This is a genomic window from Geminocystis herdmanii PCC 6308 (assembly GCF_000332235.1).
In the GTDB taxonomy this organism is placed as follows: Bacteria; Cyanobacteriota; Cyanobacteriia; order Cyanobacteriales; family Cyanobacteriaceae; genus Geminocystis; species Geminocystis herdmanii.
Genome location: NZ_CM001775.1, coordinates 2111376 through 2133037, shown reverse-complemented (window position 1 = coordinate 2133037; position 21662 = coordinate 2111376). Strand labels below are relative to the sequence as shown.

Below are 21662 nucleotides of genomic sequence, written 5' to 3'. Positions count from 1 at the left end.
AAAAATCATGACTGCCAGACTTCAAAAAACCTCTAAAAGTTCTAATATTTTAACTTCTATTTTATACTCTCAAAATACGAGAAAAATTATTGCACCCCTCGTTGCTTTATTTATTTTATTAGCTATTTGGCAAATTTTATGTTCAGGAGAAAAACCTAATTTACCTTCTCCTATTACCGTAGTTAAAGAAACATGGGACCCTTATATTATTAATCCCTTTTTTCATAATGGCGGTACAGATGTCGGTTTATTTTGGCAACTTTTAGCTAGTTTAAAACGGGTTGCCATTGGGTTTTCTTTAGCTACGGTAGTTGGTATTGCACTAGGTATTTTAGTTGGAGCAAATCGCCTTGTTTATTCCGCCTTAGACCCAATTTTTCAGGTACTAAGAACTATTCCGCCGTTAGCATGGTTGCCTTTATCCTTAGCGGCTTTAAGACAAGCTGATCCTTCAGCAATTTTCGTTATTTTTATCACCGCAATCTGGCCTATTATCATCAATACAACGGTAGGAGTACAACAAATACCCCAAGATTATAATAACGTTTCTAGGGTGCTTAAATTATCAAAAACTGAGTACTTTTTCAACATTTTATTTCCTTCCACAGTTCCTTATATTTTCACTGGTTTAAAAATTGGAATTGGTTTATCTTGGTTAGCAATTATTGCCGCAGAAATGTTAGTGGGTGGTGTGGGCATTGGCTTCTTTATTTGGGATGCTTATAACAGTTCACAAATGAGCCAAATTATCCTTGCTTTAATTTATGTAGGAATTGTTGGTTTATTGTTAGATAGATTAGTGAGTTTTGTTGCTACTTTAGTTGTTCCTGAAGAACAAAAATAAACAAGTTTGTAGTAAAGTCTTTAGACTTTTTCCCTAATCAAAATAACCCTTTTAAGGGTTACTACGAACAATTTTTAATTCATCATTAGAACTATGCAAAATTTTATTGAAATTGATCACGTTGATAAAATATTTCCCCTCGCTGATGGAGGAGAATATATCGCTTTACGCAACATTAATTTGAAAATCGAAAAAGGGGAGTTTATCTCTTTAATTGGTCATTCTGGTTGCGGAAAGTCCACACTTTTAAATATGGTTGCTGGTTTATCTAATGCAACTCATGGAGGAGTTATTCTTGAAGGGCGTGAAATTACTGAACCGGGTCCCGATCGAATGGTAGTATTTCAAAACTATTCTTTGTTACCTTGGTTAACCGTGCGCCAAAATATCGCTTTAGCGGTTAATCGGGTGATGCGTCATTTTCCAGAAGCCGAAAGAAAAGCTATTGTGGATGAAAATATCTCTATTGTAGGGTTAAAACACGCTGCCAATAAAAAACCGGGGCAACTGTCAGGGGGGATGAAACAACGGGTTGCCATTGCTCGTGCTTTGGCGACAAAACCGAAAGTACTACTTTTAGATGAACCTTTTGGCGCTTTGGATGCTCTCACTAGGGGAAATTTACAAGAAAGTTTGATGCGCATTGTCCAAGAAAATCATGTTACTTGTATCATGGTAACTCATGATGTGGACGAAGCCTTGTTGCTGTCCGATCGAATCGTTATGTTAACCACAGGTCCAGAGGCTCATATTGGGCAAGTGTTAGAAGTACCTATCCCCCGTCCACGCCAACGATTAGAAGTGGTAAATCACCCCAGTTACTATGCTCTGCGTAACGAAATGGTTTACTTCCTCAACCAACAGAAACGATCGAAGAAAGTAGGAACAGTTATCCCAACAAAAGAAGTTATTGCAGGTAATGGCTTAGAAAAAATTAACCTTGATCTGGGTTTTATCCCCTTAACCGACTGCGCTCCCTTAGTGGTAGCTAAAGAAAAAGGATTTTTTGCCAAACATGGACTAGAACAAGTGAACTTAGTACGAGAACCATCATGGCAGGAGTTAGCAAGGGGTATCGCTGAAGGGCGCTTAGATGGTGCGCAAATGGTGGCAGGAATGCCCTTGAGTATGACTTTGGGCGCAGGAGGTAAACCTTCTATTCCCATGATTACTTCTATGATCCTCAGTCGCAACGGTAACGCCATTACCTTGGCAAAACAGTTTCAAGAAATGGGGGTGACAAACCTTGAAGAATTAAAACAAGCCCTTGCGCAAAGCCCTGATAAAGTCCATACCTTTGGCATTGTTCACCCCGCCTCGATGCACAATTTACTACTGCGTTACTGGTTAGCATCGGGGGGTATTGATCCTGATCAAGACGTTAGTTTAACAGTGATTCCACCCCCTCAAATGGTAGCAAATCTCAAAGCTGGTAATATTGATGGTTACTGTGTGGGTGAGCCTTGGAATACTCGATCGATCAAAGAGGATTTAGGTTATGTAATTACTACAGACTTAGATATTTGGGCAGGGCATCCCGAAAAAGTTTTAGGAGTTAAAGAAGAATGGGTAGAAAAACACCCCGAAACTCATATCGCTTTAGTTAAGGCTTTAATCGAGGCTTGTGAATATTGTGACGATCGACGTAATCGAGAAGAAATCGTAACCTTACTGGCAAAAGAAGAATATTTGAATATGTCAGAAGAATATATCCGTCCCGGTTTTATCGATGATTATAATTACGGTACAAAAACCGAATCTTTACTAAGATTTAACCAATTTTCTGTCAATAACGCCAATTATCCCTCAAGGGTAGAAGGATTATGGATTTTAACACAACTAGCTCGATGGGGTTATACCGATTTTCCTCGTAACTGGGTTGAAATTATCGATCGAGTGCGTCGTCCAGACTTATTTGGAGAGGCTTGTCGTCAATTAGGCATTCCAGATATGGATAGCGAACCTCAAAAGTTACAGTTATTTGACAAGATGATATTTAATGCAGATGATCCCGTGGGTTATTTAGAAAGACTCTCTATCCGCCGTGATTATAAGGTTTCAGAGATTTTAATTGATAACATTGTCAGCAAATAATTAACCCCCCATTTCTCTATCTCCTCAACTCCTTAACTCCTTAACTCCCCAACACCCTAACACCTAATAATATTATGCAAAGGTTAATGAATACAGAAAACAATACAGCCACCTTAGAAAAAACAGATTTTTTAAGTATTAAAGAAGTATCAAAAGTTTATCCCACAGCGAATGGGGATTATATTGTTTTAGACGGCGTTAATTTAAGCGTCAAAGAAGGTGAATTTGTGTGTGTTATCGGGCATTCTGGCTGTGGTAAATCCACACTTTTAAACATGATTTCGGGATTTAATCAACCCACTACTGGCACAGTAAAACTTAAAGATAAGATTATCGCAGAACCGGGTCCCGATCGCATGATGGTATTTCAGAATTATTGTTTATTACCTTGGAAAACCGCCTTTGAAAATGTCTATCTTGCCGTTAGTGCCGTCTATCCGAATAAAAATAAACAAGAAAAACTTGCTTTAGTAGAAGAACATTTAGCCATGGTAGGTTTAACCGAAGCGGCGAAAAAGAAACCGAATCAATTATCTGGAGGGATGAAACAAAGGGTTGCCATCGCCCGTGCCTTAGCCATTCGCCCTGAAGTCTTGATTTTAGATGAACCTTTTGGCGCATTAGATGCTATCACTAAAGAGGAATTACAGGAAGAATTATTAGAAATTTGGCGTAGCCATAGAGTAACTGTAATGATGATTACCCATGACATAGATGAAGCTCTATTCCTCGCCGATCGACTGGTAATGATGACTAACGGGCCTTCTGCTAAAATAGGAGAAGTGCTTGATATTCCCTTTTCTCGCCCCCGTAACCGCGCTCAAATCACGGAAGATCCCCGTTACTACGAATTACGCAACTATGCTTTAGATTTCCTCTTTAATCGTTTTGCCCATTCAGAAGACCCTAGTGATGATACGATCGAACCTGAACCAAAAAATAATAAGCTCAAAATTGCGGGTATTGTGGGCGGTTTAGTGGTAGCTACGATCGCCGGATTTGCATTGTTTCAATCTTTTAGCGGTAATAACGGACAAGCACCGAAAAATAATATTGAACAAGTTAATTAAACTTCGTTATCCAAGGGAGATTATCTCCCTTTGTCATTAAATAAATATATGATTCAAAGATAGTTGACTGATGATCACAGCAATGAGTTTTCAAAAAAGTTTGTTGTAATAGTTTTTGCCTTTAATTCTCAAAAATGCAGATCGATCGAACTCAAGTATAATCAAAAGCATAAAACTATTTATTACCCTCACCAGAAGACTCTTTTAATAACAATATGAATTGGTGGCGAAAACTCAAAAATAATCCCTTAGCTAAATCAGGTGTAATTATCCTCATCTTTTTTTATGTCATGGTTTTAGGTGCTGATTTTATCGCTCCTTATAACCCTTATTCCGCCCAAGAAAATGGCTCTTTATTACCCCCAACAACTATTTATTGGCGTAATCAAAATAAAGAATTTATTGGTCTTCATGTTTATCCTACCACTCAAGGGAAAACTGATATAGAAACGGGCGATCGAACTTTAACCATTGACTATAAAAAACCTTCTCCCCTTCGCTTATTTACTAAAGGTGAACCTTATCAATTTTTACAATTAAAATTACCTTTACCCCCCACATTTCAGGAAGTAGAAATCTTCTCAGGTTTTAGATTAAATAGACGCTTATTCGGCACAATAGGAGAAGGAAAAATTAATCTTTTAGGCACAGATGAACAGGGTAGGGATCAATTTAGTCGTATTTTATTTGGTGGAAGAATAAGCCTTTTTATCGGCTTAATTGGGATTTTAATTTCTTTTCCACTAGGCTTGATAATTGGAGGCATTGCTGGTTATTTCGGCGGTATTTTAGACAATATTTTAATGCGACTGGTGGAAGTTTTAATGACCATTCCGGGCATTTATTTATTAGTAGCATTAGCCGCCGTTTTACCTCCTAGTTTGAGCAGTGCGCAAAGATTTATGTTAATTATTTTAATCACTTCTTTTATTGGTTGGTCTGGTTTAGCTAGAGTTATTAGAGGGCAAGTTTTAACTTTAAAAGAACAAGAATTTGTACAATCTGCTAAGTCGATCGGAGCAAATTCATTCTACATTATTATTAAACATATTCTACCGCAAACAGCGACTTATATCATCATTTCTGCTACTCTTTCAATACCTAGTTTTATTGTGGCAGAATCCGTGTTAAGTTTGATCGGTTTAGGCATTCAACAACCTGATCCTAGTTGGGGAAATTTACTTTCTTTAGCTTCTAATGCTTCGGTATTAGTTTTACAACCTTGGTTAATTTTTCCTCCAGCAATTTTAATTATTTTAACAGTGCTATCTTTTAATTTATTAGGGGATGGTTTAAGGGATGCACTCGATCCTAAAACCATTAATAATTAGGGGTTGCTGAATAACTATGAGTGGTAAAGGGGAGGTGTTAGGTATTAGGTTAAAGGATGAAAAATCAAGATTTGTCCACTTGTTCACCTGTCTCGTTTTCACCACTTTTTTTATATCGAACTGAGGTGATTTTAATAGCTTTCTGAGTTATTCAGCAAACCCTATATATGAATATAAGTTACAAGAGAAAAGGCTTTTTCAAATCTGTTATCCTAATTTTTATTAGTGGTATTTTAGTCATAACTTTAAGCAATTGTAAAACAGAAACGACTTTCCCCTTGCGTATTGGCTCAAATATTTGGCCCGGTTACGCTACTTTATACTTAGCTAGAGATTTAGGTGATTATACTAATACTACTATTAAGTTAGTAGATTATCCTTCCGCAACAGAAGTAGTACGGGCTTATCGTCATGAAGAAATTGAAGGGGTAGCCCTGACGATCGATGAAGCATTAGTGTTAGCATCAACTCAAGATAATATTCGTATTGTCGCCATTTTTAATATTTCCGATGGGGGAGATGTCATCTTAGGAAAGCCCGAAATCAAAACCATGAAAGACTTAAAAGGGAAAAGAGTGGGAGTAGAATCCACCGCCTTGGGGGCTTTTTTTCTTACCCGTGGCTTAGAAGAATCGGGGATGTCTTTGGAAGATATAAAAATTGTTTCTTTAGAACTTTCTGAGCATGAAAAGGCTTATCAAAATGATCTCGTTGATGCTATCGTCACATTTTATCCCCCCAAGTCAAAAATTTTAGAGATGGGAGCAAATTTATTATTTGATAGTAGTCAAATACCGGGGGAAATTGTCGATGTCTTAGTCGTTAATACAGGTGCGATCGAAAACTCTCCTCAAACTATTCAAACTTTAATCAATGGACATTTCAAGGGGTTGGATTATTTAGAGAAAAAGCCCCAAGAAGCCTCCCCTATCATGGCAAAAAGAAGCCAAGTCACCCCAGAAGAATTTTTGGAATCATTAAATGGGTTAAGACAGCCTAATTTACAAGAAAATCAGGATTTATTAAGTAAAAATGATCCTTCCTTGATTAATGCGATGGAAAAATTGGTCACAATAATGTTAGATAATAAACTATTAACAAACACCGTTGATATTGAGAGCCTTCTTGACGATCGATTTGTACAAAATGTAACGTTAAAAGATAATGAACATACAAAATAATTTAATTTGTCAGTCTAAAAACCTCTTTTTGTTATAAATCAGATAGAAATGCTAGAGTAAAAATAGAATTTAAAAATGAGAATAAAACTATGGTAACAACTAATATTAAAGAGACAAAAAAAGTAGTTAAAGATGCAAAATATTACAGAAACAAAATAGGCGTTAAAAAGAAAAATCATGAAGAAATAGAGGAACTTTTTAATAAGCTAAATGAAAATATAGAAAAAATGGCAAAATCAAGCGGTTTAACCATTGATGAATTGATAGATGCTTTAGATCCTAATAAACCTTTTCCCTTTTAATTATGCTTTTAGTTGTCGATGCCAATATCTTAATAGGTGAACTACTAAGAAAAAGAGGACGGATTTTATTTAACCATCCTCGCTTAAATCTTTATATTTCAAACAGAGTTTTTAATGAGACAGGCTATGAATTAAACAAAAGAATAAACTTGATGATCCAAAAAGAAAAAATTGAATCTTCTTTAGGAGAAGAAACCCTAAATTTTTGGAACTCAACAATCAATGATACTATAAAAATAGTTCATATATCTGAATTTTCACATTTAGAAGAAGAAGCTAAAAATCGTATTCCAAGAGATCCTAATGATTGGGAAATAGTTGCTATTTCAATCTTACTCAATGCTGATATTTGGACTCAAGACTGTGACTTTATTGGGTGTGGGCGTGCTACTTGGACAACAGACACTTTGATCTATTTTTTGAATAAAAATACTTAATAAATTAGTTTATTTCTGATAGATTTACTAATTTACAAGAAAGATATTAAGTAAAAATCCTTCCTTGATTAATGCTATGGAAAAATTGGTCACAATAATGTTAGATAATAAACTATTAACAAACACCGTTGATATTGAGAGCCTTCTTGACGATCGATTTGTACAAAATGTAACGTTAAAAGATAATGAACATACAAAATAATTTAATTTGTCAGTCTAAAAACCTCTTTTTGTTATAAATCAGATAGAAATGCTAGAGTAAAAATAGAATTTAAAAATGAGAATAAAACAAGGATAATTTACAAAATAATTAAAAATTTCTATGAGAAAATTTCCTTTTCCCCTAAGATATTCTATTCCCATTATATTGATATTTTGTGGTGGTTTATTGGGGTTTTTCTCCTCATTTCATGAAATAAAACAAATTTATCAAAATACGGAAAATGAAGGGAGAAATTATTTAAAAATATCTGCGGGACAAACTGCTATAATTTTAGACTATCTTTATCGCCGAGAAGATATGCAAAATGCCGTAATAACTATTATTAGTCAATTAGGTAGTGATTCCCATTTAAAGAAAATAATTTTATTTAATGAAAATAATATTGTTCAAGTTTCTAGTCGTTATGATTTAATCAATCTTGGGGTAGAAAGTACCACTGCAAAATCTTATTTACCTTTATTTTATCAGATTAGAAATAACTTGCAAGGACAGATTTTATTATCAAAAAATAATGATAGTTTAATGGCTTTTTATCCTGTTTTATTAGATATTTTACCCGGGGAGATTCAACCTTCTCGTATCGGGATTCTTTTCTTTGAATATGACTTAAATTTTGCTAGAGAAAAAGCCCTTAATAATATTGTACAAAGAAATGTAGTTTCTTTCACCCTTTTAACAATTTTTTGTATTGTTTTATGGTTTTTCTTTGAGTTAACTTTAACTCGTCGGGTATCGAAATTAGTATCAGCTAGTAACAGTTTTTCTCAAGGTAATTTAAACATTAGGACTCAACTTTCAGGCTCAGATGAATTAGCCAAAATTTCCTATGCGTTCGATCGAATGGCTAGTAGAATAGAAAAAAATACCCTGATTTTAGAGAAACAATTAAGAGAAAGAAAAGCCATTACAGAAAAACTAAAAGATACGAATATTAAATTAGAATTAGCCACAAAAGCTAAAAGTGAATTTCTCGCTAATATGAGTCATGAAATTAGGACTCCCATGAATGGAGTTATTAGTATTACGGAACTTTTAGCCTTAACTAATTTAGATGACCAACAAAGAGAATTAGTTGATATTATTCAAGATAGCGGAAAAAGTCTTTTAAATATTATTAATGATATTCTTGATTTTTCTAAAATAGAAGCGAATAAAATTCAATTAGAAGAACAATGTTTTAACTTATTTACTCTGGTAAAATCTGTCTGTATTCTTATGTCTAAACAAGCAGAAAAAAAACAAATTAAATTGGAATATAACATTGATTCTGATATTCCTCTTTATTTTCTTGGAGATTCCTTTCGATTACGTCAAATTTTGTTAAACCTCATTAGTAATGCCCTTAAATTTACTCCTAAAGGCAATGTTTTGATTACTATAAACATCGATAAAAAATGGACTATTGATGAACAAAAAGAAGAATTAAAATATCAATTATTGGTAACAGTTAAAGATACTGGTATTGGGATCGATCGAGATAAAATAAATACATTATTTGATCCTTTTATTCAAGGAGATGCGTCCATAAATCGTCAATATGGAGGTACAGGTTTAGGATTAACTATTAGTAAAAATTTAGTAGAATTAATGGGAGGAACAATTTGGGTAGAAAGTAACGGTAAGATAGGAGGAAATCCTCCCGATAATTGGTATTCTAAGCTCAATGATAGATCAGATAAACCAAGTATGGAAGGAGCAATATTTTACTTTACTTTTCAAATTAAAGCAGTATTGTATTGTAACTTAACTCCCAATAATTTAAACCAAGAAAACTTAAATAATTCATCTTCTCAAGTTGAATCTTCTCCATTAAAAATTCTTCTTGCCGAAGACAATAAAGTTAATCAAAAAGTAGCCTTATTAACCCTCAAAAAAATAGGTTATACTGCGGATATTGCCAATAATGGTTTAGAAGTTTTAGAGATGTTAGAAAAACAATTTTATGATGTTATTTTAATGGATATGCAAATGCCAAAAATGGATGGCATTACTGCCACGCAAAAAATTCGTCAATCCTCCACAAAACAACCGATTATTATTGCGGTGACAGCGAATATTTTAGAAGAAGATAGACAAAAATGTTTCGATGCAGGGATGGATAATTATATTAGTAAGCCTATTGGTATTATTCAATTAAAAGAAACCTTAGCAAATCTTAAATAGGGTTTGCTGAAAAAGTCTTTTGATGAAGGTAGGAGATAGGAGTCAGGAGACAGAAGATAGGAGAAATACTGAAACATCAAGGTTTTGATGCTGTTGATAGATAGAATAAGTATAGTTGTATTTTAAAAAATTAGGTCAAAAGTGTCGAATTTTTGAATAAAAATCCTCAAAACGGTGCACTTTTTCACTAATGTATTATGTTTAAACCGTTGATTTTAATAGCTTTCTGACTTATTCCGTAAACCCTAAATAGGAATTCAGGAAAATTTGTTAATTATTAATTATTTATCCTCCTAAATAGGCTTCTAAAACTCGATCGTCCCCTTGTATTTCTTCGGGAGTACCATCAGCTAAATTTGTACCTTCTGCCAATACCCAAACATGACTACAAAGAGACATAATCACATCCATATTATGCTCAATAATCAGGAAAGAAATTCCCTGTTGATTCCAGTTGACAATATGCTGACAAATTTGATTAATAAGGGTGGGATTAACTCCTGCGGCTGGTTCGTCTAGTAAAATAAGTTTAGGATTTGTCATTAAAGTTCGAGCCATTTCAAGGAGTTTTCTTTGTCCTCCTGACAATGCTCCTGCGTAATCATAGGCTTTTTCGGCTAATCCTACGGATTCTAAAATATTCATGGCTTTTGCCTTGTTTTCTTTTTCTTCTCGGCGAATTTTGCCTTGATTGATTAAGACAGAAAATATATTTTCTCCTGTTTGCTTCTGACTACCTAACAACATATTTTCTAATACCGTTAAACGAGATAATACCCTCGCCACTTGAAAGGTGCGAATAAATCCTTCTCGGGCAATTTCATGGGGGTTTAAGTTTTGTACTGGTTTACCTTCAAATAAGACTTTTCCTGTGTCGGCTTTTAAAAAATTTGATAATAAGTTAAATAGAGTACTTTTCCCTGCACCATTAGGACCTATTAATCCTGTTATACTATTGGCTTTAACTTCTATACTGGCGTTGTTTACTGCTTTTAAACCGCCAAAACTTTTGGAGAGATTATTAGCGATGAGTATAGAATCGTTTAAGTTCGATCGAATTTCTTGCTCCATTTATCCAATAGGTATTGATTTTAAGTAGTATTTATTTTGCCATAGAAATTAACAAAAACCCAAAAATTTATTTAAAATGTGATGACATAAATTTTGCCAACTTTTTACAAAAAATATATGAAGATTTGTGTCTTATTCTACCAATTCGGTAAAGAAAAAAAATAACAACCTATAATGAAGACATACGCAAGGTTGTTAAACTGACTCAACTAAGTGATTCTCAAATTTAATCAATCCAATTTTCAAAGGGAACATATTATGAGTATCAAAGATAGAGCAAAGGCAACAGCTAAAAATGTTGAAGGTAAAATTCAGGAAACTATGGGAAATGTGACAGATAATCCTAAAGCACAATCTGAAGGTAAGGCAAAACAAGTGGAAGCAAAAGTTCGTCACACCACTGAGGATGTGAAAGACGAAGCTAAAAAGATTGCTGAGTAATATTGTCTTTATAGGCTGATTTTCCGACGATAAATAATTAAAACTTTTTTTTCATAATGAGACAAGTTTATTTCTAGTACCAATAGACGTACCGTGACATAAATGAATCCATTAAACAATTTTAAAAAACAAATATAAATTTCACTTTTTTATCATACTTTTTTCTACAAGGGTTTATAGCCTTTGTGGTAATAATGCTTTTGTTTAAGTGCTAAATATACGAATCTTTTGAATCGATCGATTTGTGTTGTAAGTGCTAGAAATATCTTGCTTATTTATGAGCTTAAACAATAATTAGCGTCAATAAATCATCTTAATTGTTGGTGAAAATCAACGATCGTACTTTGCATGGATGCAATAACAAGGGGTAATTCATTAATTATCCCTATCAATACCTATGACAACCTTATCAGAAAATAAACATTATGACAACTCAAACATCTAAGACAAATTCGGCGGATTCTGATCAGAATATTCGATCGTTAGTACTGCCAGAGGAGCAACAGGGAAATGAATTATATGATTCTCCAACCCCTGATAGCTATGATGCTCATATCATTCCCGCAGAAACTGCCGCTAGAAAAGAGCGTGAAGGAGATGATTTTAAACATCTACACACTCATATAGAAGGTACTGAACATATTGAAACAAAAGGGGGTTTTACCGTTGATAAAGAAGGTTTAATCAATAACTTTGCCATCGAACCCGAAATGTATTATGAAACCCGTGGTGATTTATCCGAGAAAAAATCTACTTAGGATTCAAAATAACATCATTGATTAAACTCTCTAAAGCGAGGAAACAAAGTAATCTCCAATCCTCAACTTTGACATTTGATTTAGTTTTTATGTCTCAAAAAAATGTTTCATGTTAAAGCATTTTTGTCCCATTAATATCAGGAAGAAATAATTATGAATACAGGAAATAATCGAAAAAATGCCAGAGTGGTATATCGAGAATATACAGACTCCGATGGTAACATTCGCACGGAATATAAAGACGCTAAAGGTAATATTTATACCGAATATCAAGATGCTAATGGTACTTTTCATACGGATGAACAAAACTCCATTAATCATAAATTGGCGGATGCTCGTATTCAAGACGCACGAGTCGATAATGCAGTGGCACAAATCGATCGATCTGACAAAAATATCTCTAAAGGATTACTGATCGGTGTTATTGTTACCACTGTAGCGGGTTTAGTTGCAGGAGTGATTTATTTTTTAAATGATCTGAATAACCCTCAACCCGTGCCGATCGTCACGATTCCCACGGAAAAAGTTAACCCTAACCCTACCCCCATAAAGGTTGTAGAAAAAGAAGTCGTCAAAATAGTTCCCGTACAAGTGCCTGTACCAACTCCCATGCCCACGGTTAAAGCACCAGAGGCAAAAGCACCAGAGACTAAAACACCAGAGGCAAAAGCACCAGAGACTAAAACACCAGAACCTAATAATAATCCTACGGTGAATAATAATATCACGGTCAAACCTTCGGAGTCTAATTCAGTTCCCGTAGCTAAACCTAGTGAAACCACGACAAAACCTGTGGTAATACCAAATAATTCTGTCAAAGGTAAAAATGATACTGTACTCAAAAATGAAATTTTGAAAACCTTTCAGGGTAATTTACCGAACAATCAATTAAAAGTTGAGGTAAAAAATGGTGAGGTAATCGTATCAGGGAATGTGGAAACACAGGAACAAATGCAACAAATTGAACCGTTACTCTCATCCATTGAAGGTATTAAAAAAGTTAATGTAATGGCTTCGATCGAACCCAGAGTGACAAATTAAGCTCTAATTTACTCTTGTAATGCCCAAACCATAAATAACAAAACATAATTAATAAATTTTTTTAAAAACCATGATTTTCACACAACGTGCCGTCGGAACATTCTCAAATTATGAAGTGACAGATATTGCCCTTCGGGATTTACACAAAAATAATTTTCCTATGGAGCAAATCTCCCTCATCGGCAATGAAATCAATAACGAAGTTGAAGTTACAGGAGTTAACACCAGTGAAGACCTTGTTAATGTAGGACAGTTGCGCACTGACAAAAATAAAGCAGTAGAAACTGCCACAAATGGAGCGATGGCGGGTATTACTGTAGGAGGTTTTACCGGGTTGTTAATTGGTTTAGGTGCGATCGCTATCCCCGGATTAGGTCCCATTATGTTAGCAGGAGCTGCCGCAACGGCTTTAGCTACGACTATTTCAGGTGGTGTCATCGGAGGTGCGATCGGTAGTTTAGGGGGAGGATTAGTGGGTTTAGGTATTCCTGCCGATCGAGCGAAGGTTTATAGTGATCTGATCTCTAAAGGTAATTATCTACTTATGGTAGAAGGTTCGCCGTCTCATATTACTCTTGCGGAAAATATTTTGAATAATCATAAGATTAACAACTGGTTTGTTTACGAGATACAACAAGAAGTTGAACCAACAGCAAAACCAATTTATGTTGAACACTTACGAGCATAAAACTGTTGATAAGAGATAATAGTTTAATTGATAATCCTACCCATGAATGAGGTGGGATTCTTAGTAAATACGTTCGATCGAGATCAATAAACTTGTTCGATCGAATTTGTTGCTCCATTTATCAGACAGGTATTGATTTTTAAGTAGTCTTTATTTTTCCATAGAAATTCAGGAAAACTGAAAAATTTATCCCAGATTTGATGACATAAATTTTGTTAACTTTTCTTAAAATTAACGTTTCTTAACTTATCTTGACATTTGACTAGGAAAATAGGGAAAAATCTAGGACAATAGAATATATAAAATAATTTTGTAAAATAGATAATTATAGGGTTCGTAAATTATATATGAATAATCAAACTGTTTCCGAAGGAAGTGTTATGGGAAATGATAAGGTAGAAATCTCTATTCACCTTGATTTTGAGTTAGTGGAAAAAATCAAACATCTGACAAATGATCCTAGTCGAGTCATTGAATCAGCGTTAAAAGAATGGTTAAAAGGTGAAAGACAACAAGATGACGATTTAACTCGCACTTTAAGACGTAATCCTCCAGTACCACCAAGAGGAGAGTGGAATGACTAAATAGGGGTTGATGAAAAAGTGTTTTGATTACATTAGGAGTTAGGAATAAAGAGTGTATCCGCCTACGGAACTGGTTGAAGCAGAAAGTAAACACTATAGTGAGTAACTATAGATAGTTTTTACATAACAGTAAGAAGTAATTAATGTTAAATCAATTCTCCATTCTCAATTCTCAATTCTCCATTACCATTAGATTAGTAGATAACTAGATCATCGATCATTAGAGAATCAATGACACTAAATATAGTTGAAAATAACTATCACAGTCTGGAAAATTTAGGTAGTGAATTGGTTTTTACTCAAGATGTCTTGGGTAATTATCATTCTTTTTATTGGCGATCGAATTTACCAGAGTTAGGTATCATTACGGAAAATTCAAAAACGCAACTTTTACCCCTTGCTAAATCTGCTTACTTGGAAAGAATCAAAAGAATCTTAACTCGTAAAATTCCTGAACAATGTCATTGTATTTTATGTTATGAACATCATTCTTTTCCTTTTGAATTAATCATTAGTCCCATTATTCTGCAAAAAGGTACTGCGGAATTAGTTTTAGTCATGGGTCGTTTTTTGAATAATGATGAAGTTTGTTTAACTTCTTCTTTACCAACAAATCCAGACCCTTACCAGAAATTACTCACTACCATAGCAAGAAAAATTCGCCGTACCCTCGATTTGAATACCATTTGGCAACAAACCGTTGATAGTATCGGAGAAGCATTGAGGACAAATCGTTGTCTTTTGTTAACATCTAATGAACAGGAGGAATATCTAGAAATTAAGGCAGAATATCGTGAGAGTCAATATCCTTCTCTGTTGGGAAAACGGTTAAGTTTTGCTGATTATCCCATTCTTCAAGAAGTTGTGTTCGATCGAGAATTTAGGATAATTACAGATAAATTGTACCCTAGTTGTGATTCTTTATCTGTATTATTAGTACCAACTTTTTATCAACAAGAATTTAATGGAATTATTGTGCTACATCAGTGCGATCGACTTCGACAATGGAATCAAGCAGAATTAGAATTAGTACAAGAATTAGCAGATCAAGTAGGCACAGCCATGGCTCATGCTATGTTATACCAAAAGCTAGAACAAGCAAATATTGAAGCCAAAGAAGCATCCCGATTAAAAAGCGAATTTTTAGCTAGTACAAGTCACGAATTAAGAACACCTTTAAACGGCATTTTAGGATTTTTAAAACTCATCCTTGATGATATGACAGATAGTCGAGAAGAAGAAATAGAATTTCTTGATCAAGCCTATAATTCCGCACTGCATCTACTAAACTTAATTAACGATATTTTAGATATTGCCAAAATAGAAGCAGGAAAACTAGAATTTAACCTCGATACCATTTCTTTACAAAAAATTTATCAAGACATCGAAAAATTTGCTTCGACTCAAGCCCAAAAGAAAAATTTATCTTTTGACATCAACTTACCCCCTACCTATGATCAAGTCTTACTCTATGCCGACTATCAACGACTACTGCAAGTAATGTTAAATCTCGTGGGTAACTCCTTAAAATTTACTCAAATAGGAGGCATTGAAATCACCACAGAAATTATCCCCAAAACCATTAAACTTCAAGAAAAAACTTTCCCCGGCATGGTAAAAATCAGTGTCGCAGATACAGGCATAGGAGTTTCCTTAGACAAACAAGAAAAACTCTTTGAAACATTTTACCAAGTCGATGGCTCTCGAACCAAGGCTTATGGAGGTACAGGATTAGGGTTAGCAATTTCCAAACGTTTAGTAGAGGCGATGGGGGGAAAAATCTCATTTTATAGCATGGGGGAAGAATTAGGCTCAACCGTTACATTAACGATTCCCTTATCTCAAATTCCCCTCTTGAAAAAAAGTGAATAATTGCACAAAAATTTCGCAAAAAAATGCTTCATGCCTGTAAAAATAACAAAAAAATCTTTTTTTTTTCGACTTTCCCTTGACAATCCTTGACATTTTTGATAAAATTTATATAATGGGAATAGTGCCATTTTTGAAGATAGACAGTCAGATTTCCATTATGATCTTTATATTTTCTATTATTACCAAAAATCAGAAAAAAGTCAAGAAAAATCGCAATTTTTTTTCTGATCATTGTTGTCAATCAACATAAAAAAAATAAAATTCGTTGAGGAGAAGAAGTAATAAATTAATGGTGACAACAAAAGTTATTAAAGAAAATCTAACAGAAAAACAAAGTTAAAATTAGGGAATTTTAATTAGAGTCTGCTGAATAAATCAGAAGACTAGGAAAATCAAGGCATTCAACACATTAAATTAACTAAAAAGTGCGCAGTTTTAACAATTTTTATCCAAAAACTCGACACTTTTGACCTTACTTTTTAAAATACAACTATACTTATTCTATCTATCAACAGCATCAAAACCTTGATGTTTCAGTATTTCTCCTATCTCCTGTCTCCTGACTCCTCTCTCCTATCCTTATCAAAATACTTTTTCAGCAAACCCTAATTAGGTGTCAGTGTTTTAGTGACAAAATTGTCGAGTTTGGATTGAGTTCGATCGTCATAATCAATCCTCCTATGAATATAACAAAGTATGACAAAAATTCTCTATTCGTAACATCAAGAAGTTAAGATGGTACAAGATTAAGAAAGGTTTTTAAGATTTTTTATGAATAATCAATTATTTTACGGTGATAATTTAGACGTTTTAAGAAGACATATTAAAGATGAATCCGTGGATTTGTGTTATATCGATCCTCCCTTCAATTCTAAGCGCAATTATAACCAAATTTATAACAATATTGGAAAAGAAGATCGAGCTCAAGCACAGGCTTTTATTGATACTTGGACATGGGATGATTTAGCTAATATTGGTTTAGCTGAAATCAAGGAAAATTATCACGGTAAATTCACTCAAAAAACCGTTGATTTAATCTGTGGATTAGAGCCAGTTTTAGGAAAGGGAAGTTTATTTGCTTATCTGGTAAATATGACTTTAAGAATAGTAGAAATTCATCGAGTTTTAAAGCCGACAGGGAGTTTTTATCTCCATTGTGATCCTTCCGCTAGTCATTATTTAAAATTAGTTTTAGATGCCATTTTTTGCTCTCAAAAAGGCGATTTTTTAAACGAAATTATCTGGAAAAGAACCACATCTCATAGTGATGCAAAAAAGAGATTTGGACGAAATAATGATATTATTCTTTTTTATGTAAAAACTGCTAATAATTATACATGGAATCCTCAATATGGTAATTTATCAGATAAAAGAATGAATAATTATAATTATCAAGATGAAGATGGAAGATTATGGGCAAGTGGTGATTTAACCGCAAAAGGTTTAAGCGGTGGAGGTTATGAATATGAGTATAAAGGAGTAAAAAATTATTGGCGTTGCCCATTAGAAACAATGAAGCAATTAGACGTAGAAAATAGGCTTTATTTTACTTCAAAAGGTGGTATCAGAATTAAGCGTTATTTAGATGAAAATAAAGGACAATTAATTCAACAAATTTTCGATGATATTCCTCCTATTTCCTCTCAAGCAAAAGAAAGATTAGGCTATCCAACCCAAAAACCCAAAGCATTATTAGAAAGAATTATTAAAGCTAGTAGTAATAAAGGAGATGTGATATTAGATGCCTTTTGCGGTTGCGGTACAACCGTTGAAGTTGCCCAATTACTAGATAGAAATTGGATAGGAATTGATATAACTTATCAAAGTATTGGGGTAGTTATTAAAAGATTAGAAGATAGTTTTGGTAAAGAAGTTTTAGAAAATATAACCCTTAATGGCATTCCTAAAGACATGGAATCTGCCCAAGCATTAGCCTTAAAAAAAGACGATCGAACTAGGAAAGAATTTGAAAAATGGGCTGTTTTAACCTATACGAATAATAGGGCAATAATTAACGATAAAAAAGGAGCAGATAAAGGTATTGACGGTATCGCTTATTTTGATAGTGGCAAAGATAAACCAGAAAAAATTATTATTCAAGTCAAATCCGGCAAGGTAAAATCAGGTGATATTCGAGATTTATTAGGTACAATGACGATAAACGAGGCAACTTTAGGAATATTTCTTACCCTTAACGAGCCAACAAAAGACATGATTAAGACTGCCAAAGAAGCAGGAATTTATCAAAGTAAATTTATGAGTAATCCTGTGGATAAAATTTCGATCGTAACGATAAGAGAAATTATTGAGGAACAAAAAAGACTTGATATAAGATTAGTCTTAGAAGTCTTAAAAAGTGCTGAAAAACAAAGAGAAACCAAAAGCGATCAAATCAAAATTAACTTTTCTAATTAACACAAAAATTTTAAACTAAATTCCACCGTGAAATAGCATCTTGCCCGTAAAAATAGACAGGTTGAACAATGTTCAACCCCTACAGAGAAAAAAAACCGTTTTTTTTTAACTTTTCCCTTGACAACTCTTGACTTTTTTGATAAAATTTAGATAATGGGAATATTGACAATTTTGAAGATAGACAGTCAGATTTCCATTTTGATCTTTATATTTTCTATTATTACCAAAAATCAGAAAAAAGTCAAGAAAAATCGCAATTTTTTTTCTGTAAAGATGTTAGGGTGTTGAGGAGTTTTTGTAAATTTAATTATGTTTTTCTGGTAAAATTACGTCAATTATCACTCTCAACGGCTTATTTTTCAAAAGTTTTGCCCATGGAAATCAGGTATAGTTTACAGTGAATAACAGAAAGATTGATTGATTGATGAATAACAAAACAATGGCAACTCGTAAAACATTTATTAAACCCGATAATATCGAGATTTCTTACTTAGAATGGAATCAAGATAAAACCCCATTATTATTATTACATGGCATGGCGGATCATGGTTTAGTGTGGGGAAAATTGGGAGATTATTTACAGGAAAATTATCATATTATCGCTCCAGATTTGCGAGGGCATGGTAATAGTAGTAAACCAGAAAAAGGCTACTTTACTGAAGATATAGTTAAGGATTTAGAGGCTTTAGTTAACCATTTAGGATGGACAAAATTTCATATATTAGCCCATTCTTGGAGTGCAAAATTTGTGCCGATTTGGGCAACAAAAAAACCTGATATTTTTCAAAGTATGATTTTAGTTGATCCCTTTTATATCAATAAACTACCTAATTGGATTCAAATAACTTTTCCCTTACTTTATCAAGTATTACCCTTTCTGAAAATGACGGGAGATTTTCCTAGTTATGAATTTGCAGAAAATTTAGCTAAAACCTTAAAACAATATCAAGGATGGAGTGATTTTCAACAGGAAGTTTTTAAGTATAGTATCCAACAAAATGATAACGATATTTGGTCAAGTAAATTTGCAATTCAAGCTAGAGATGAAATTTTTACTGATGTGATGTTAAAGGCTGGATTAACCGAAAAATTAACGATTCCTACCTTATTTATTCAACCAGAAAAAGGCTTAAATCGATCGAACTTTCAAATACAACCTTTTAAAGATTATTTACCTAATTTAACTATTAAAAAAGTACCTAGTAATCATTGGGCTTTTTTAGTCGAACCGCAACCATTTAACAAGGTAATAAAAGAATTTTTACAACAACATTAATAGAGAAGATTATTTTGTCATTGCGAGGTACGAAGCAATCTCTCAAATCTTAATTTTTTACCACAAATACTTAATTATTCGGAAAAATTAATTTATCTTTATCGGTGTACCAATCACAAGGGCAAATTCCAGAAATAAGAGAATTATTTATATCAACAGTTAACACCTGAATCGGATTATCAGCACAGGGTTGCCCACATTCAAGATGAATATTAGTCATCCATGCTTTCATAGTAGAATCTTCAATTTTTTCCGCAGAAAACATATATTTACCATAGGGAATTTTCATCACAAATGTAGAATCTTCTTCCTCTGTTTTAATGCAAAATCTTTGGCGAGAATTGAGATTAACTGCACAAATTAACATCGCTGGTAAATAATCCGAAGGATAAATCAATTTTCCTTCTACTTGTGATAATTCTTGAGAATTTACAGCATTATTTAAAGGGAATGTTAATATAAAACTAATTAATCCAACGGTTGTTAATTTTTTCATTTTTATTGACTAAGTAAATCTAATATATTTTATGGAAAAATTGCACCTTGGGTTACTCCATGATTAGTGATTCTATCATACTCTTTTTCTTGCTCGATCGTGCTTTTAATAACATTATGACCGATAATATTAGCATCTTTTTCTAATAGTTGGCAGGAATTTCTTTTTCCCATATTAAGAATAGTTTTTTCGATATTATGAGCAGAATTAACGCCAAAATTTTTATGCCCTTCTTCATGGTTAATTAAGGCTTGATAATATCTATCCCATTTTTGTTTAATAGGTGAAGATAAAGAAGCATAAGTAATTAATTTAGGTAAAGTATATTTTACATTAACAGTGGTTTTAACAGTAGTAATTTGACAATAATTAGGATACTGATACCAGTTAAAATTCCATCTTATATTCCATGATGTATAACCATGATATTTGTTTCCTTGATATATAATCGGGCTATCATTATATAAACTTTTTGCAATGTCTGAAACAGTTTTTCCCCTGACATTATAATAGTTAGTAGTAATATTAATTACTGGCTTTGCTTCCACAGTTAAATTTAAAAAATTTGTCAGAAATACTGCCATTAAAACCAGTAATAATAAAGAGATATATTTCTTATTCATTCATCTCTAGTTAAGATTTCTAATTCTACCAATTCGATCGTTATTAATTAGGCATCTCCAAAAATTGGGCTAGAGACATTTTCTGTAACGTCTCTAGGAGGGTTTCAGACAACACAGGTTTTTACTATTCATTAATCAATTATAAAAAAAGTCTCCCCTCGCCTGTGGGAGAGGGGTTGGGGGTGAGGGCGAAAAATTCTGCCTCTACTTTGAAACAGCCTTGCTTTTTAAGCAGGGTTAGGGGGGTAGAAACTTTTAAAATAACTTCTAATGACTTCTTGAAAAAAGATTTTTTGTTGATTATAAGTCTAATAAAGCATCTTCTTGATGAGTTTCTACGACACAATCAGAAGTGGCAAAGGCTTTACAAGTAAGGAAAAAACCAGCTTCGATTTCTTTGGCTTTTAAAAAGTCGTAGTCGTGTTTGAGAGTACCCTCTTTTAATTTTCCTGTACAACTAACACATACTCCAGCACGACAAGAGTAGGGTAAATTAAATCCTTGTCTCTCGGCAGCATCGAGGATATATTCATCGGCATTGACTTCAATTACAGTGTCAATACCTTTTTCTTGATTAACTAATCTAACCTGATAAGTATTTGCCATCGCTATAACTATAATATTAATTGTAAAAAAACAGTTTATTTTTTATGATAATCTTCATTGTTCACTTAATCTCTCTTGATAGGGACATTATTAAGTAATCTTTACAATTAGAATCTAAAACCTTTTTCTCTCAAAGATTGTTGTCT

At 33.4% G+C, this 21662-nt stretch carries 20 protein-coding genes; 16 read left to right on the top strand and 4 right to left on the bottom strand.

Annotated features, from left to right (window positions below):
• The first annotated feature begins 7 nt into the window (after positions 1 to 7).
• From ntrB to SYN6308_RS10610, 8 genes are all read left to right on the top strand, one after another.
• The gene (ntrB, locus tag SYN6308_RS10650; RefSeq protein WP_017294426.1) at positions 8 to 844 is read left to right on the top strand and encodes a nitrate ABC transporter permease; all 837 of its coding nucleotides are present in this window, start codon (positions 8 to 10) and stop codon (positions 842 to 844) included.
• Between the two features lie 93 nt (positions 845 to 937).
• Positions 938 to 2938: an ABC transporter ATP-binding/substrate-binding protein gene (locus SYN6308_RS10645; protein WP_017294425.1), complete on the top strand. Its 2001-nt coding sequence runs from the start codon at positions 938 to 940 to the stop codon at positions 2936 to 2938.
• A 74-nt stretch (positions 2939 to 3012) separates the two neighbouring features.
• A complete protein-coding gene (locus tag SYN6308_RS10640; RefSeq protein ID WP_017294424.1) occupies positions 3013 to 4008 on the top strand; it encodes a nitrate ABC transporter ATP-binding protein in 996 nt (331 codons plus the stop codon).
• Positions 4009 to 4223: 215 nt separating this feature from the next.
• A complete protein-coding gene (locus SYN6308_RS10635) occupies positions 4224 to 5339 on the top strand; it encodes an ABC transporter permease (RefSeq protein ID WP_017294423.1) in 1116 nt (371 codons plus the stop codon).
• A gap of 167 nt (positions 5340 to 5506) precedes the next feature.
• Complete coding sequence (locus SYN6308_RS10630; RefSeq protein WP_017294422.1) at positions 5507 to 6520, top strand: ABC transporter substrate-binding protein; 1014 nt, start codon at positions 5507 to 5509, stop codon at positions 6518 to 6520.
• Between the two features lie 89 nt (positions 6521 to 6609).
• A complete protein-coding gene (locus SYN6308_RS10625) occupies positions 6610 to 6822 on the top strand; it encodes a hypothetical protein (RefSeq protein ID WP_017294421.1) in 213 nt (70 codons plus the stop codon).
• Positions 6823 to 6824: 2 nt separating this feature from the next.
• Positions 6825 to 7259 (top strand): PIN domain-containing protein, encoded by a 435-nt coding sequence (locus SYN6308_RS10620; RefSeq protein WP_017294420.1) that lies wholly within the window; start codon positions 6825 to 6827, stop codon positions 7257 to 7259.
• A gap of 322 nt (positions 7260 to 7581) precedes the next feature.
• A complete protein-coding gene (locus SYN6308_RS10610; protein WP_017294418.1) occupies positions 7582 to 9645 on the top strand; it encodes a response regulator in 2064 nt (687 codons plus the stop codon).
• 285 nt (positions 9646 to 9930) lie between these two features.
• On the opposite strand, the gene SYN6308_RS10605 is transcribed toward SYN6308_RS10610, so the two are convergent.
• Positions 9931 to 10716 (bottom strand): ABC transporter ATP-binding protein, encoded by a 786-nt coding sequence (locus SYN6308_RS10605; protein WP_017294417.1) that lies wholly within the window; start codon positions 10714 to 10716, stop codon positions 9931 to 9933.
• 258 nt (positions 10717 to 10974) lie between these two features.
• Here SYN6308_RS10605 and SYN6308_RS10600 point away from each other — a divergent pair, with 258 nt between their 5' ends.
• The 8 genes from SYN6308_RS10600 (at position 10975) to SYN6308_RS10560 (ending at position 19791) form a co-directional block, all read left to right on the top strand.
• Complete coding sequence (locus SYN6308_RS10600; protein ID WP_017294416.1) at positions 10975 to 11157, top strand: CsbD family protein; 183 nt, start codon at positions 10975 to 10977, stop codon at positions 11155 to 11157.
• A 425-nt stretch (positions 11158 to 11582) separates the two neighbouring features.
• Positions 11583 to 11915: a hypothetical protein gene (locus tag SYN6308_RS10595; protein WP_017294415.1), complete on the top strand. Its 333-nt coding sequence runs from the start codon at positions 11583 to 11585 to the stop codon at positions 11913 to 11915.
• A gap of 153 nt (positions 11916 to 12068) precedes the next feature.
• Positions 12069 to 12956, top strand: a complete 888-nt coding sequence (locus SYN6308_RS22280; protein ID WP_017294414.1) for a BON domain-containing protein — start codon at positions 12069 to 12071, stop codon at positions 12954 to 12956.
• A gap of 70 nt (positions 12957 to 13026) precedes the next feature.
• Positions 13027 to 13644, top strand: coding sequence for a hypothetical protein (locus SYN6308_RS10585; RefSeq protein ID WP_017294413.1), 618 nt, complete (start codon positions 13027 to 13029; stop codon positions 13642 to 13644).
• 347 nt (positions 13645 to 13991) lie between these two features.
• Positions 13992 to 14228: a hypothetical protein gene (locus SYN6308_RS10580; protein ID WP_017294412.1), complete on the top strand. Its 237-nt coding sequence runs from the start codon at positions 13992 to 13994 to the stop codon at positions 14226 to 14228.
• A gap of 231 nt (positions 14229 to 14459) precedes the next feature.
• Complete coding sequence (locus tag SYN6308_RS10575) at positions 14460 to 16100, top strand: sensor histidine kinase (RefSeq protein WP_017294411.1); 1641 nt, start codon at positions 14460 to 14462, stop codon at positions 16098 to 16100.
• A gap of 771 nt (positions 16101 to 16871) precedes the next feature.
• Complete coding sequence (locus tag SYN6308_RS10565; RefSeq protein WP_017294409.1) at positions 16872 to 18515, top strand: DNA methyltransferase; 1644 nt, start codon at positions 16872 to 16874, stop codon at positions 18513 to 18515.
• A gap of 439 nt (positions 18516 to 18954) precedes the next feature.
• Positions 18955 to 19791, top strand: coding sequence for an alpha/beta fold hydrolase (locus tag SYN6308_RS10560; protein WP_026102025.1), 837 nt, complete (start codon positions 18955 to 18957; stop codon positions 19789 to 19791).
• 70 nt (positions 19792 to 19861) lie between these two features.
• Here SYN6308_RS10560 and SYN6308_RS10555 read toward each other — a convergent pair whose 3' ends face one another.
• The 3 genes from SYN6308_RS10555 to SYN6308_RS10545 form a co-directional block, all read right to left on the bottom strand.
• On the bottom strand, positions 19862 to 20287 hold the full coding sequence (locus SYN6308_RS10555; RefSeq protein WP_017294407.1) for a hypothetical protein: 426 nt from the start codon (positions 20285 to 20287) through the stop codon (positions 19862 to 19864).
• Between the two features lie 29 nt (positions 20288 to 20316).
• Complete coding sequence (locus SYN6308_RS10550; RefSeq protein ID WP_017294406.1) at positions 20317 to 20910, bottom strand: DUF922 domain-containing Zn-dependent protease; 594 nt, start codon at positions 20908 to 20910, stop codon at positions 20317 to 20319.
• Between the two features lie 300 nt (positions 20911 to 21210).
• A complete protein-coding gene (locus SYN6308_RS10545) occupies positions 21211 to 21516 on the bottom strand; it encodes a 2Fe-2S iron-sulfur cluster-binding protein (RefSeq protein ID WP_017294405.1) in 306 nt (101 codons plus the stop codon).
• Positions 21517 to 21662: the final 146 nt, after the last annotated feature.

Coding starts and splice junctions, on each gene's coding strand:
- ntrB (WP_017294426.1), top strand. CDS start 8: ATGACTGCCAGACTTCAAAAAACCTCTAAAAGTTCTAATATTTTAACT.
- SYN6308_RS10645 (WP_017294425.1), top strand. CDS start 938: ATGCAAAATTTTATTGAAATTGATCACGTTGATAAAATATTTCCCCTC.
- SYN6308_RS10640 (WP_017294424.1), top strand. CDS start 3,013: ATGCAAAGGTTAATGAATACAGAAAACAATACAGCCACCTTAGAAAAA.
- SYN6308_RS10635 (WP_017294423.1), top strand. CDS start 4,224: ATGAATTGGTGGCGAAAACTCAAAAATAATCCCTTAGCTAAATCAGGT.
- SYN6308_RS10630 (WP_017294422.1), top strand. CDS start 5,507: ATGAATATAAGTTACAAGAGAAAAGGCTTTTTCAAATCTGTTATCCTA.
- SYN6308_RS10625 (WP_017294421.1), top strand. CDS start 6,610: ATGGTAACAACTAATATTAAAGAGACAAAAAAAGTAGTTAAAGATGCA.
- SYN6308_RS10620 (WP_017294420.1), top strand. CDS start 6,825: ATGCTTTTAGTTGTCGATGCCAATATCTTAATAGGTGAACTACTAAGA.
- SYN6308_RS10610 (WP_017294418.1), top strand. CDS start 7,582: ATGAGAAAATTTCCTTTTCCCCTAAGATATTCTATTCCCATTATATTG.
- SYN6308_RS10605 (WP_017294417.1), bottom strand. CDS start 10,716: ATGGAGCAAGAAATTCGATCGAACTTAAACGATTCTATACTCATCGCT.
- SYN6308_RS10600 (WP_017294416.1), top strand. CDS start 10,975: ATGAGTATCAAAGATAGAGCAAAGGCAACAGCTAAAAATGTTGAAGGT.
- SYN6308_RS10595 (WP_017294415.1), top strand. CDS start 11,583: ATGACAACTCAAACATCTAAGACAAATTCGGCGGATTCTGATCAGAAT.
- SYN6308_RS22280 (WP_017294414.1), top strand. CDS start 12,069: ATGAATACAGGAAATAATCGAAAAAATGCCAGAGTGGTATATCGAGAA.
- SYN6308_RS10585 (WP_017294413.1), top strand. CDS start 13,027: ATGATTTTCACACAACGTGCCGTCGGAACATTCTCAAATTATGAAGTG.
- SYN6308_RS10580 (WP_017294412.1), top strand. CDS start 13,992: ATGAATAATCAAACTGTTTCCGAAGGAAGTGTTATGGGAAATGATAAG.
- SYN6308_RS10575 (WP_017294411.1), top strand. CDS start 14,460: ATGACACTAAATATAGTTGAAAATAACTATCACAGTCTGGAAAATTTA.
- SYN6308_RS10565 (WP_017294409.1), top strand. CDS start 16,872: ATGAATAATCAATTATTTTACGGTGATAATTTAGACGTTTTAAGAAGA.
- SYN6308_RS10560 (WP_026102025.1), top strand. CDS start 18,955: ATGGCAACTCGTAAAACATTTATTAAACCCGATAATATCGAGATTTCT.
- SYN6308_RS10555 (WP_017294407.1), bottom strand. CDS start 20,287: ATGAAAAAATTAACAACCGTTGGATTAATTAGTTTTATATTAACATTC.
- SYN6308_RS10550 (WP_017294406.1), bottom strand. CDS start 20,910: ATGAATAAGAAATATATCTCTTTATTATTACTGGTTTTAATGGCAGTA.
- SYN6308_RS10545 (WP_017294405.1), bottom strand. CDS start 21,516: ATGGCAAATACTTATCAGGTTAGATTAGTTAATCAAGAAAAAGGTATT.